This window comes from Leucobacter luti (assembly GCF_004217175.1).
Classification (GTDB): Bacteria; Actinomycetota; Actinomycetes; order Actinomycetales; family Microbacteriaceae; genus Leucobacter; species Leucobacter luti.
In genome coordinates, this window is the sequence record NZ_SHKI01000003.1 from 205,553 (window position 1) to 218,177 (window position 12,625).

A 12,625-nucleotide genomic window follows, 5' to 3' on the forward strand; every position below is an offset into this window, starting at 1 on the left:
GGCGCCAGGCCGGCCGCGTCGTGCGCCACAGTGCGCTAGACCCCCGGCATCACCGCGAGCTCGAGCGTGTCCCCGCTCGGGGCCACGTCAACGCGCACGGCAGAGCCGTCACGCACCTCACCCGAGAGGATCGCCCGGGCAAGCCGGTCGTCGATCTCCTTCTGCATGAGCCGGCGCAGCGGCCGCGCGCCGTAGTTCGGATCGTAGCCGCGCGAGGCGAGCCAGCCACGCGCGTCCGGCGTCACCGCGAGGGTGAGCCGGCGCTCGGCAAGCCGATCCTGCATGCGGTCGATTGCGAGCTCGACGATCTGCGCAAGATCCGCCTCCGAGAGCGGGTGGAAGATCACCATTTCGTCGAGCCGGTTGATGAACTCCGGCTTGAAGGCGCGCCGCACCGTCTCGCGCACGGCGTCCTCCTTCTCCGCCCACGCAAGATCCTGATCGACGAGGTACTGGCTCCCCAGGTTCGAGGTGAGGATCAGGATCACGTTGCGGAAATCGACCGTGCGCCCCTGCCCGTCGGTGAGCCGGCCATCATCGAGCACCTGGAGCAGCACATCGAACACCTCGGGGTGCGCCTTCTCGACCTCGTCGAGCAGCACCACGGAGTACGGCCGACGCCGCACCGCCTCGGTGAGCTGGCCGCCCTGCTCGTACCCGACGTACCCGGGAGGGGCACCAACGAGCCGGGAGACCGAGTGCTTCTCGCCATACTCGGACATGTCGATCCGCACCATCGCGTGCTCGTCGTCGAAGAGGAACTCCGCGAGCGCTTTCGCGAGCTCGGTCTTCCCGACCCCCGTGGGTCCGAGGAACAGGAATGAGCCCGTGGGCCGGTTCGGGTCCGCGATCCCGGCTCGCGTGCGTCGCACCGCGTCGGCAACCGCCGACACCGCCTCGCCCTGGCCGATGAGCCGCTTGCCGAGCTCGCTCTCGAGAGCCAGGAGTTTCTCTGTCTCGCCCTGAAGGAGGCGCCCCACGGGAATGCCCGTCCACGCGGCGACCACCCCGGCAATGTCCTCATCAGTGACCTGCTCGTTGACCATGCGCGGCTCACCGTCGATCTCGTCAGCCGCCTCGGCGTTCTCCGCCTCGGTCAGCTGCTTCTGAATCACCGGGATCTCACCGTAGAGCAGCTTCGAGGCCTTCTCAAGCTGCCCTTCGCGCTGGGCGACCTCGGCCGCCATGCGGAGCTGATCGAGCTTTTCACGGAGCGCACCAACCCGGTTCAGGTTTGAGCGCTCACGCTCCCAGCGCGCCTCGAGCACATCGAGCTCGGCCTGCTTCATCGCGAGATCGTCGCGCAGCTTCGCGAGTCGCTCCTTCGAGGCGTCGTCCTTCTCCTTCTTCAACGCCAGCTCTTCGAGCTTGAGCCGATCCACGGCGCGACGTAGCTCATCGATCTCCATCGGCGCGGAGTCGATCTCCATACGGAGCCGGCTCGCGGCCTCGTCGATCAGGTCGATTGCCTTGTCGGGGAGCTGCCGCGCGGTGATGTATCGGTTCGACAGCGCCGCCGCAGCGATGAGCGCGGAGTCGGCGATGGTGACCTTGTGGTGCGCCTCGTACCGCTCCTTCAGCCCGCGCAGAATCGCGACGGTGTCTTCAACCGTCGGCTCGCCCACGTAGACCTGCTGGAAACGCCGCTCGAGGGCCGCGTCCTTCTCAATGTACTCGCGGTACTCGTCGAGCGTGGTCGCACCGATGAGCCGCAGCTCGCCGCGGGCCAGCATCGGCTTGAGCATCTGCGAGGCGGCGACGGAACTCTCTCCGCCACCGGCGCCCATCAGCGTGTGCAGCTCGTCAATGAAGGTGATGATCTTGCCATCGGAGTCCTTGATCTCGGCGAGGACGGCCTTCATCCGCTCCTCGAACTCGCCGCGGTACTTCGCGCCGGCGATCAGCGCCGAGATGTCGAGCGAGATCAGCTCCTTGTCTTTGAGCGACTCGGCGACATCGCCCGCGACGATGCGCTGGGCGAGGCCCTCAACGACGGCGGTCTTGCCCACGCCGGGCTCGCCGATCAGTACCGGGTTGTTCTTCGTGCGCCGAGTGAGCACCTGGCTCACGCGACGAATCTCAGAGTCGCGCCCAATGACGGGGTCGAGCTTGCCTGATCGCGCTACCTCGGTGAGGTTGACGCCGAACTGCTCGAGGGCCGATTGCTCGGCACCCTCGCCCTGGGCGGGCGTCCAATTAGCCTGCATGTGGGTTCCTTCCGGTCGCAGTGCTGCGCGGCGAACCACTCCCCGGCGCGACTGCGCCGGATTTTCGCCGCAAACTTGAGTGTTGTTGACTCAAGTTTAACCGAAACTCGCCGATCACGCCAGATGCAATTCAGATGAGGCTCGACTCACTCCTCGCGCGGGTGCCGCTCGACTCTGCCGCCACCCACGATCCCCGGAGCCGGATACTGCACCCCCGTGAGCCGGTGGTACCCGAGCGCGAGTCCAACGATCAGCACCGGCGCGACGAGCGCCGGCAGCAGCAGAAACATCCAGTCGGCCCCAATCACGAGCGCGACCACCGCGGTCGCGACGGCCGGCGGATGAATAACGCGCAGCAGCGCCATCGCCGCGGTCGCAACCCCGGCGGCGAGCGCGGCGCTCCACCACGAGAACGGGAGGAGCTGCACGGCGAGCACCCCGACGAGCGCTGACACCAGGTGACCGCCCACCACCGCGATCGGCTGCGACACCGGCGCTTCAGGCAGCAGGTAGACGAGGAGGCAGCTCGGCGCGAAGCCGAGGAACAGCGCGATCCGGTCGACGGAGCCGCCCACGATCCCCAGCAGGCCCACGAGGAGCGCCACCCCAGCGACCGCAAACAGGAGCCGTCGCCACGGCAGCCTGGGTTGACCCGAACGCAATAGACCCCGCACGGGTGCCCCCTCTGTCTCTGCTCGTGCCGCGGCTCCCCCGCGGACGACACCCGCGTAGCCTACCCGGCCGCGTAGTCTTGAAACGCCATCGGTCCACGGGAGAAGGAGCCCTCAGCATGTCACACCTCGCCCCAACCAGCCGCCTCGCGGGCGGTGCCGAAATGCCGGTCCTCGCGCTCGGGACCTGGCCCATGGACGACGCCGAGACCGCGGACGCCGTTGAATCGGCGCTCGCGGCGGGCTATCGCCACATCGACACGGCCGAGAACTACGGCAACGAGCGCGGTGTAGGCGAGGGGATCCGCCGCTCAGGCCTGCCCCGCGACGAGGTGTTCATCACCACCAAGTTCAACCGGGCGCATCACAGCGAGGCCGGGGTGCGCGCCGCGTGGGAGGCGAGCTGTGCGCGCCTGGGCGTCGACACGATCGATCTGTTCCTCATCCACTGGCCAAATCCGGATCAGGACCGCTATCTCGATGCCCTGCGCGGACTCGTCGCGCTGCGCGACGAGGGGCGAATCCGCGCTCTGGGCGTGTCAAACTTCACCGCGGCGCACCTTGAGCGGGCCGCCGCGGCGGGGCTCGTGCCCGAGGTGAATCAGATCCAGCTGGATCCCGAGCACAGCCAGCCGCGCGTGCAAGCCGCGAACCGCGCGCACGGCATCGCGACGGTCGCCTACTCCCCGCTCGGCCGCGGCGGCTCGTTCCTCGATCATCCCGCCGTCGGCGATGCCGCGCGCGCACACGGGAAGACGCCGGCCCAGGTGGTGCTGCGCTGGCACGTGCAGCACGGCAACGCTGCGGCCCCTAAATCGGCGAACCCCGTGCGGCAGCGCGAGAACCTCGCCCTGTTCGACTTTGCGCTCTCCCCGGAGGAGATGGCGGCGATAGACGCACTCGACGTTGGTGCCCCGCTGCAGCACGACGCCGATACGTTCGGGCACTAGCGGAGGCCGCGGGCCTGGATCTTCGTGGCTTGGGCAGCTACAGCAGCCTGAGGTCCGCCTCGATCGCGGCGGCGGTGTCGAGCAGCTGCGGGAGATGGTGCTCGCGGAGGCGCGCCACCGTCTCTCGACTCGCGCTCGTGGACACGTTGATCGCGGCGACGACGCGGCCGTCGCGGCCTCGGATCGGTGCAGCGACCGAGCGCAGGCCGGCCTCGAGCTCTCCGTCAACGAGCGCCCAGCCCTGGGCGCGAACCCTGGCGAGTTCCGCCGCGAGTTCTTCCGGCTCAGCGAGCGTGTGCGGGGTAAGCGCGCTCAGCACGCTCTCTCGCAGCAGCGCCGCCTGGCCCTCTTCCGGGAGCGCCGCCAGCAGGGCCCGGCCCATGCTGGTCGCGTACGCGGGGAACCGGGTGCCGATCGTGATGCCCACGGTCATAATCCGTCGCGTTGGCACGCGGGCGACGTAGACAATCTCCGTTTCGGTGAGGACGGCCGCGGAAACCGACTCATCGAGCGCACGGGAGAGCCGCTCAAGGTGCGGCTGCATCACTTCCGGAAGTGAGAGCGCGGAGAGGTAGCTGAACCCGAGCTCGAGGATGCGCGGGGTCAGGGCGAAGGAGCGTCCCGTCGCGCGCACGTAGCCGAGTGTCTCGAGCGTGCGGAGAAACCGCCGGGCCGCGGCAGCCGGCATCTCCGCGCGGCGCGCTACCTCGCTGAGTGTGAGTTCGGGATGCTCCGCATCAAATGTTCGGATCACGGCGATGCCGCGCGCGAGGGACTGCACGAAATCGCCGCTCGCGCTCCCGGCCTCGGTGCCGACCGCGGTTTCAACGTCGGCATCGGCGGTTCCACTCTCAGTCACGAAACTCAGACTAGCCGCTCACCCGCGGCAGCGACGCGTAGCGCGTGCGCCCGCCCAAAAGTTTCATTCCCACCGACCGCTCCGCCCATCTACAGTTGATCACATGGTGAACTATCGCTTCCTTGGCAACAGCGGGCTCAAGATTTCAGAGATCACATTCGGCAACTGGGTAACCCACGCGTCCCAGGTTGGTGACGATGCTGCGGTGCAGACCGTGCACGCGGCGCTCGACGCCGGCATCACCACCTTTGACACGGCAGACACCTACGCGAACACGGCCGCCGAGGCGGTACTCGGACGCGCACTGCAGGGCCAGCGCCGCGCCGGGCTCGAGATCTTCACCAAGGTGTACTTCCCCACGGGCCCCATGGGGCCGAACGACACCGGCCTCAGCCGCAAGCACATCTTTGAGTCGATCGACGGGTCGCTCACCAGACTCGGCACCGACTACGTCGATCTGTACCAGGCCCATCGCTACGACTATGAGACGCCGCTCGAGGAGACCATGCAGGCGTTCGCCGACGTCGTGCGTCAGGGAAAGGCGCTCTACATTGGCGTCTCCGAGTGGACCGCTGAGCAGCTTCGCGCCGGCCACGAGATCGCCACGCGCCTCGGGGTGCAGCTCATCTCGAACCAGCCACAGTACTCGATGCTGCATCGCGTGATCGAGGAGCGGGTGATCCCCGCGTCCGAGGAGCTCGGGATCTCCCAGATCGTGTGGTCCCCGATGGCGCAGGGGGTCCTCTCCGGGAAGTACCTGCCCGGACAGCAGGTGCCGGCCGGCTCCCGCGCCACGGACGAGAAGTCGGGGGCCGACTTCATTCAGAAGTACCTCCGCGACGATATCCTCGAGGCGGTGCAGCGCCTCGCGCCCATCGCGGCGGCCGCCGGGCTCACCATGCCGCAGCTCGCCATCGCGTGGGTGCTCCAGAACCCCGGCGTCGCGGCGGCCCTGGTGGGTGCCTCGCGCCCCGAACAGCTCGCTGACACCGTCAAGGCGTCCGGGGTGACGCTCGACGCCGACACCCTGCGCGCCATTGACGAGGCGCTCGGCGACACCCCCAACCGGGACCCGGAGGACACGTACGGGGTGTCGCCGAAGCGGCGCCTCGTCTAGCGCTCCAGCACCACGGCAAGGCCCTGGCCCACGCCAATGCAGATCGCGACCACGGCGACGCCGCGACCACGGCGGCGCAGCTCGTGGGCCGCGTGACCGATGATCCGCCCGCCGGACGCCCCGAGCGGGTGTCCAATCGCGAGCGCGCCACCGTGCACGTTGAGCCGCTCCGGGTCGAGCTCCGGCCAGCCCGCAAGGCACGCGAGCGCCTGTGAGGCGAAGGCCTCGTTGAGCTCGACCAGGTCAACGTCGGCCCACGTCTTGCCCGCGCGGGCGAGGGCCTGGTTCGCGGCCTCAATCGGGGCGATCGGGAAGTCGTCCGGATCGACGCCGTGAGCGGCGCGGCCGATGATCCGAGCCAGCGGCTCCTCCGGCAGCGCACCCTCGGCGCCGAGCAGCACAGCCGACGCACCGTCATTGATCGGCGAGGCGTTGCCCGCGGTCACCGTGCCGTCGGCAGCGAAGAGCGGGCGCAGGCCGCCGAGCTTCTCGACGGATGAGTCGTCGCGAATCCCCTCGTCGCGCGTGAGGGCCGCGCCGGGCACCTGCACGATCTCAGGGTCGTAGACCCCGGCGGCCCAGGCCGCCGCCGCGAGCCGGTGCGAGCGCACCGCAAACGCGTCCTGCGCCTCCCGGGTGATGCCCCAGGTTCGCGCGGTCTTCTCGGCGGCCTCGCCGTTCGAGATGGTCCAGTGGGTGGGCAGCTCCCGATTGATCATGCGCCACCCAATGGCGGTGTTCCACATGGTCTGGTTTCCGACCGCGGGCCACGGCTTGGCCGATTTCTCTACGACGAACGGGGCGCGGCTCATCGACTCGACACCACCCGCGAGCACCAGGCTCGCGTCGCCCGACTCGATCGCGCGTGCGCCCTGGATCACCGCTTCCACTGACGAAGCGCAGAGACGGTTCACGGTCACCCCGGTCACGGAGGTGGGAAACCCGGCGAGCAGAGCGCCGAAGCGCGCGACGTTGCGATTGTCTTCGCCCGCCTGGTTCGCGTCTCCGAAGATCACGTCGCCGATGCGGGCCGGGTCAATGCCGGTCCGTTCGACCGCGGCCCGCATCACCGTCGCCGCGAGGTCGTCCGGGCGCACGCCCGCGAGCGCACCGCCGGCTCGCCCAAACGGCGTGCGTACCGCGTCGTAAATGTAGGTGCCGCTCATGCCGGTGCTCCCTCGGTCAGCGCCAGTCCCGTGAGTTCGCGGAGCTGCTCAATTGTGGTGCCCCCAAACAATTCGCGCACCGCGAAGCCAGTCGCGGTCACGTCAAAGATTGCCCGGTCGGTGTAGACCCGAGACACGCAGCCGACCCCGGTGAGCGGGTAGCTGCACGCCGCAACGAGCTTCGACTCGCCTTGCTTGGTCAGCAGGTCGGTCATCACGTACACGTCCTTCGCGCCGATGGCGAGGTCCATTGCGCCCCCCACCGCGGGGATCGCCCCGGGCGCACCGGTCGACCAGTTAGCAAGGTCGCCGTTCTCCGCGACTTGAAACGCGCCGAGCACACATACGTCGAGATGCCCGCCGCGCATCATGCCAAACGAATCCGCGTGGTGGAAATACGCGGCGCCCGCGACGGCAGTGACCGCCTGTTTGCCGGCGTTGATGAGATCGGGGTCGACGAGGCCCTGCTCGGGCGCCGGCCCCATCCCGAGCATCCCGTTTTCAGTGTGGAGAATGATTTCTTGGTCGGCGGGAAGGTAGTTTGCCACGAGGGTGGGCGCGCCGATCCCGAGGTTCACTGTCGATCCCTCACGGATGTCCGCGGCGATCCGAGCCGCGAGCTCATTCCTGGTGATTCCGGTGCTCATTTCGCGCCTCCCTGCGTGGTGAGATCCGTGCTCGCGTCCACGTTCGCGTGGACGAGTGGTTGCCCCTCAAGGTCGACGCCACCGACGAACTCACCGTTGCGGAGCCAGCGCCGTTCGCCGACGGCGACGACACGGTCGACGAAGATTCCGGGGGTGACCACCGTTTCTGGGTCGATCGCGCCGAGCTCAACCAGTTCGTCAACCTGCACGATCGTGGTCTGTGCCGCGGTCGCCATGATCGGACCAAAGTTGCGGGCGGTCTCGCGATACACGAGGTTGCCCCAGCGGTCAGCCGCCCGCGCACTCACGAGCGCGAAGTCTGCTCGGATCGGGTACTCAAGGGCGTACACGCGGCCTTCGATCTCCCGCGTCTCCTTCCCCTCGGCAAGCTGCGTGCCGACCCCGGTGGGCGTGTAAAAGGCGCCAATGCCCGCCCCGGCTGCCCTAATCCGCTCGGCGAGGTTCCCCTGGGGCACAAGCTCAAGCTCGATCGCGCCCTCGCGGTAGAGCCCGTCGAACACCCAGGAGTCTGACTGGCGCGGGAAGGAGCAGATGATCTTGCGCACCCGGCGCTTAGCCAGCAGCGCCGCGAGCCCCACGTCGCCGTTGCCGGCGTTGTTGTTCACGATGGTGAGCTCGCTCGCGCCCTGCTCAATCAACGCGTCGATCAGCTCGACCGGCTGCCCGGCTCGGCCGAACCCCCCGATCATCACGGTCGCCCCGTCATGGATCCCCGATACCGCCGCCTCGACGGACGTGACGGTCTTGTCAATCATCCGCTGCCTCCTCGCCCCGGAACGTCGCGCGATACCGCGCGAGAGATAATTCGTAATGCGAAAAATACTTCGCTTCTCGCATATCCTACGGGATTGTCCAGCTGCCCGCACCCGTCCGCCGTGCGATAGGGTCCAGGCGTGACCAGACACCAGCTCGCCGCAGCACGCCCCTGGGGGCTGCTCTTCGTGGCGGTCTGCCTCGTGGCGGTCAACATGAGGATGACCATCACCGGGGTCGGGCCACTCCTTGAGCAGATCGCCGCAGACCAGAGCGTGAGCCCCGCCGTACTCGGCGGGCTTGCGTCGGTGCCACTGCTCACCTGGGCCCTCGTGTCGCCGCTCGCGCACGGCCTCAGCATGAGGATCGGCCTGTCGCGCGCCGTCACTTGGTCCCTCATCGCCCTGATGGTCGGTACCGTCTGGCGCTCGCTCCCCGGCGGGCCACCCAACCTCTGGCTGGGTACGGCGCTGATCGGAGCCGCGCTCGCGATCGGAAACGTACTGCTCCCCGCGGTCATCCGACGTGATTTCAGCACGCGCGTGCCCCTCGTTATGGGCGTCTACACCGCACTCCTCGGCGGACTCGGTGCGGTATCGGCCGGCCTCGTTGTGCCAATCGCGCGGATTGACACGGGTGCCGGCGAACTCGGGTGGCGCGTAGCGCTCCTCACCACCGGGGCGCTCATTCCGATTGCGCTTGTCGTGTGGATCGCGGCAACCCGCACCCCGGGAGGTCGGCCGGTACCCGCTCCGGACTCGGTGGCGGCGCCCGCAGGTCTCCCCCCGCGCTCGGGCCGAGGGATCTGGCGCGATCCAGTGGCCTGGTGGGTGGCGGCCTACATGGGACTGCAGGCGGCGCTGTTCTACATGATCTCAACCTGGCTCGCCCCGATCGCCACCACTGCCGGGCGCTCCGCGGTCGAAGCAGGAGTCGAAGTGATGCTCTACCAGGTGGTCGCGATCGGCGGTTCCCTGCTCGTCCCGTTGCTGTATCGCGGCAACCTCAAGAAATGGGTGCCGGCGCTCATTCCAGCGGTGATCGCCGGAGCGTTCGCGGGCTTCGTTTTCACCCCCGCGGCACCCCTGCCCTGGATCCTCGTGGGCGGGGCTGCTTCGGGCGCCTCCCTCAGCCTCTCACTGCTCTTCATGGCCACCAAGGCGCCCGATCACTCGTCCGCGAGCGCGCTCTCCGGCATGGCCCAGTCGGTGGGGTACCTCATCGCGGCGGCCGGCCCTATCGCGTTTGGCGCCGCGCACGAGGCGACCGGAGACTGGCTGGCGCCGCTGATACTGCTCCTCGCCGTCGGAGCAGCTCAGCTGATCGCCGGAATCGTGCTCGGTCGCGATCGCTTGGTGTTCGAGCGGGCGTAACTCGGAGGCGCGCACGCCCCCCCACTCGCCACCCCACGGGCCTCAGCCCTGACGGCAGCTCCTCATCTCGCGCAGCACCGCGGGATTCGAGGCTTGAGTGCCACCGCCGGCGAGGGGCGGCGGAGCGCAGCCAGACTGACCATGAATCTTTGACATCCGCGCGCTACCCAGGATAGTTTCGCTATGGGCAATTCTTTTCGCAATGCGAATTGCCGCAAGTTTACGTTCAAAGGAGAACCCATGCGATCCCCAATCCCCGCGCTCGCACTCGTCGCGGCAGCCGCGCTCGCGCTGAGCGCCTGCAGCGGCAGCTCATCCCCGGCACCGTCTGAGGACACCGACGGACTCACCCCGATCACGGTCGGCGTGATGCCGATCGTCGATGTCGCAGCAATATATGTGGGCGTCGAACAGGGGTTCTTTGAGGAAGAGGGCCTTGATGTCTCCCTCGAACTCGCGCAGGGGGGAGCGGCAATCGTCCCCGCCGTCGTCTCTGGTGACTACCAGTTTGGTTTCAGTAACGTCACTTCACTCCTGCTCGGGGTGTCAAACGGGGTCCCGATCCAGGCCGTAAGCGCCGCGAACTTCACCACCGGGAGCGATCCGGATATCGGCGCTGTCGTCGTGCCCGAGGGATCACCGATCACGACCGCGGCGGATCTTGCCGGGAAGACCGTCGCCGTAAACACCTTGAACAACATTGGCGATTCGACCGTGCGCAACGTGGTCGAGAAGGATGGCGGAGACCCGGCGAAGATCCAATTCACCGAGATGGGCTTCCCTGATATGCCCGCGGCGATCGCCTCAGAGCAGGTTGACGCAGCCTGGATCCTCGCCCCACACCTCACCCGCGCCGTGGCGGAGGGCGCCCGGGTGATCTCCTGGAACTACGCGGAAACCGACCCCGATCTCATGATCTCCGCGTATTTCACGAGCACCCCGTACGCGGCCGAGCACCCCGAGATCGTTGAGTCGTTTACCTCGGCGATGCGAAAGTCCCTTGAGTACGCCGACGCGAACCCCGATGTCACTCGGGCCACGCTGGACTCCTACACGGAGATCGACCCGGAGATCAAGGAAACGATGACGCTCCCCCGGTTCAAGCCAGACATCAACACCGAGAGCGTGCAGCTCCTGGCAGATCTCGCGCTGCGCTACGGCATGGTTGACGAGGCAATCGACGTTTCGCAGCTGCTGCCACGATGACCACGACTACCGTCCGCGACGCCTCCGTTCGGCGAATACCCGACTGGGTACTCGGCGCCGCTGGAGTCCTCGCGCTCCTCATCGTTCTTGAGCTGCTCCCACAGCTCGGGATGGTCGACGCCCGGTACTTGCCCCCAGTCTCCGAAATGCTCGGCGCGCTGTTCGCAATCGCGACGACGTCGACCTTCTGGATCGCGCTCGGCCAGACCCTCCTCACCTGGCTGATCGGCCTCGGCATCTCGCTGCTCGCCGGGGTTGGCATCGGCGTGCTGCTCGGCACGGTGGGCTGGCTGCGCGAGTACACGGCGTCAACCATCGAGTTCTTGCGGCCGGTGCCGTCGGTCGCGCTGATCCCCGTCGCGGTGCTACTCCTCGGCACCGGGATGCCGTCCACCCTGCTGCTCGTGGTGTACGCCAGCTTCTGGCAGATCCTGATGCAGGTGATGGCGGGGGTCCAAGACATCGACCCGGTCGCTTCCGACACCGCACGCTCGTACCGCTTCAGGCCCCTCACCCGCATTCGCTCGGTCGTCTGGCCTACGACACTCCCGTTCGCGATGACCGGGCTGCGGCTGGCGGCGTCCGTCGCGCTCATCCTCACCGTCACCGTCACCGGCGAGCTTCTCATCAGCGGCGACGGTATCGGCGGCAGGCTCGCACTCGCTCGCGAGTCTGGCGCAGTCGCGCCGATGTACGCCTACGTAATCGTGGCAGGCGCCCTCGGGGTCATCGTGAACGTCATTGCGCGGGCCACCGAGCGGCGCACACTCTCCTGGCACCCCTCGATCCGAACGGAGGCGCACGCATGACCACCACCACCCTCCGCACCATCGCGCAACGCGGCAGCGGGGCGAAAGCCCGGAGCGCAATGAGGCGCGCAGCCGCGCTCCTCGCGCTTCCGGCGATCCTCGTCGCGCTCTGGTGGTTCGGATCCGCCGGCAGTACCAATTACCTCAACCCCCCGCTCTCGACCACGATCGCTGAGTTTTGGCCCACCTGGTTTGGTGGCGAGGATTTCATGGCGACCCGGTTCATGCGCGACGTTGTGCCGAGCGTGCTCCGTATCCTCGCAGGATACACACTCGCACTGGTGGCGGGGATCGTCCTCGGGATCACGGTGGGCACCTCGCGGCGCATCCGGGCAACAGTCGAACCGGTGCTCGAGTTTTTCCGCGCCATTCCCCCGCCGGTGCTCGTCCCCATCTTCATGCTCTTCATGGGAATCGGCGACGGCATGAAGATCGCGGTCATCGCAATCGGGTGCCTCTGGCCCATCCTCCTGAACACCGTCGAGGGCGTCCGTGCGATCGATCCGGTGCTCCGCGACACCGCGCGCAGCTACCGTTTCTCACGCTGGGGAACCCTGCGCCGTGTCACACTTCCCGGCGCGAGCCCCCAGATCGTCACGGGCGCGCGGCAGGCGCTCTCGATCGGCATCATCCTGATGGTGATCAGCGAGATGTTCGCCGCAAAGGACGGGCTCGGGTTCACGATCGTCCAGTTCCAGCGGAGCTTCGCCATCCCACAGATGTGGGGCGGGGTGATCCTGCTCGGGGTGCTCGGCGCCCTCCTCTCCCTAGTGTTCCGAGTGATCTCGGGCTCAGTACTCACGTGGTACCACGGGTACCTCCAGACGCAACGCGAAGGTGCATGAC

At 67.8% G+C, this 12,625-nt stretch carries 12 protein-coding genes; 6 read left to right on the forward strand and 6 right to left on the reverse strand.

Annotation, left to right across the window (positions count from 1 at the left end; translation table 11 throughout):
• Positions 1–35: 35 nt before the first annotated feature.
• Both EV139_RS04010 and EV139_RS04015 read right to left on the reverse strand, forming a co-directional pair.
• Positions 36–2,207 (reverse strand): ATP-dependent Clp protease ATP-binding subunit, encoded by a 2,172-nt coding sequence (locus EV139_RS04010; RefSeq protein WP_130453036.1) that lies wholly within the window; start codon positions 2,205–2,207, stop codon positions 36–38.
• 146 nt (positions 2,208–2,353) lie between these two features.
• Positions 2,354–2,881, reverse strand: coding sequence for an HPP family protein (locus EV139_RS04015; protein WP_130453037.1), 528 nt, complete (start codon positions 2,879–2,881; stop codon positions 2,354–2,356).
• 116 nt (positions 2,882–2,997) lie between these two features.
• Between EV139_RS04015 and EV139_RS04020 the strand changes: the two genes are divergently transcribed.
• The gene (locus EV139_RS04020) at positions 2,998–3,828 is read left to right on the forward strand and encodes an aldo/keto reductase (protein ID WP_130453038.1); all 831 of its coding nucleotides are present in this window, start codon (positions 2,998–3,000) and stop codon (positions 3,826–3,828) included.
• Between the two features lie 37 nt (positions 3,829–3,865).
• On the opposite strand, the gene EV139_RS04025 is transcribed toward EV139_RS04020, so the two are convergent.
• Positions 3,866–4,609, reverse strand: a complete 744-nt coding sequence (locus tag EV139_RS04025) for an IclR family transcriptional regulator domain-containing protein (protein ID WP_198677471.1) — start codon at positions 4,607–4,609, stop codon at positions 3,866–3,868.
• A 181-nt stretch (positions 4,610–4,790) separates the two neighbouring features.
• Between EV139_RS04025 and EV139_RS04030 the strand changes: the two genes are divergently transcribed.
• Positions 4,791–5,804: an aldo/keto reductase family protein gene (locus tag EV139_RS04030; RefSeq protein ID WP_130453040.1), complete on the forward strand. Its 1,014-nt coding sequence runs from the start codon at positions 4,791–4,793 to the stop codon at positions 5,802–5,804.
• Here the strand turns inward: EV139_RS04030 and EV139_RS04035 are convergent.
• From EV139_RS04035 to EV139_RS04045, 3 genes are read right to left on the reverse strand one after another with little or no spacing between them, the layout of a single operon-like run.
• On the reverse strand, positions 5,801–6,970 hold the full coding sequence (locus tag EV139_RS04035; RefSeq protein WP_130453041.1) for a thiolase family protein: 1,170 nt from the start codon (positions 6,968–6,970) through the stop codon (positions 5,801–5,803). The genes EV139_RS04030 and EV139_RS04035 overlap by 4 nt on opposite strands.
• Positions 6,967–7,617 (reverse strand): 3-oxoacid CoA-transferase subunit B, encoded by a 651-nt coding sequence (locus EV139_RS04040; protein ID WP_130453042.1) that lies wholly within the window; start codon positions 7,615–7,617, stop codon positions 6,967–6,969. The genes EV139_RS04035 and EV139_RS04040 overlap by 4 nt, the downstream gene beginning before the upstream one ends.
• Positions 7,614–8,393, reverse strand: coding sequence for a 3-oxoacid CoA-transferase subunit A (locus tag EV139_RS04045; RefSeq protein ID WP_130453043.1), 780 nt, complete (start codon positions 8,391–8,393; stop codon positions 7,614–7,616). The genes EV139_RS04040 and EV139_RS04045 overlap by 4 nt, the downstream gene beginning before the upstream one ends.
• A gap of 138 nt (positions 8,394–8,531) precedes the next feature.
• On the opposite strand from EV139_RS04045, the gene EV139_RS04050 reads away from it, so the two are divergent.
• The 4 genes from EV139_RS04050 (at position 8,532) to EV139_RS04065 (ending at position 12,624) form a co-directional block, all read left to right on the forward strand.
• Positions 8,532–9,764 carry an MFS transporter gene (locus tag EV139_RS04050; RefSeq protein ID WP_241988962.1) on the forward strand — a complete coding sequence of 411 codons (1,233 nt, stop codon included), beginning with the start codon at positions 8,532–8,534 and terminating at the stop codon, positions 9,762–9,764.
• 240 nt (positions 9,765–10,004) lie between these two features.
• Complete coding sequence (locus tag EV139_RS04055; protein ID WP_130453044.1) at positions 10,005–10,970, forward strand: ABC transporter substrate-binding protein; 966 nt, start codon at positions 10,005–10,007, stop codon at positions 10,968–10,970.
• The gene (locus tag EV139_RS04060) at positions 10,967–11,779 is read left to right on the forward strand and encodes an ABC transporter permease (RefSeq protein WP_130453045.1); all 813 of its coding nucleotides are present in this window, start codon (positions 10,967–10,969) and stop codon (positions 11,777–11,779) included. Before EV139_RS04055 ends, EV139_RS04060 begins: the two co-directional genes overlap by 4 nt.
• Positions 11,776–12,624, forward strand: a complete 849-nt coding sequence (locus EV139_RS04065) for an ABC transporter permease (RefSeq protein ID WP_130453046.1) — start codon at positions 11,776–11,778, stop codon at positions 12,622–12,624. The genes EV139_RS04060 and EV139_RS04065 overlap by 4 nt, the downstream gene beginning before the upstream one ends.
• Position 12,625 lies beyond the last annotated feature (1 nt).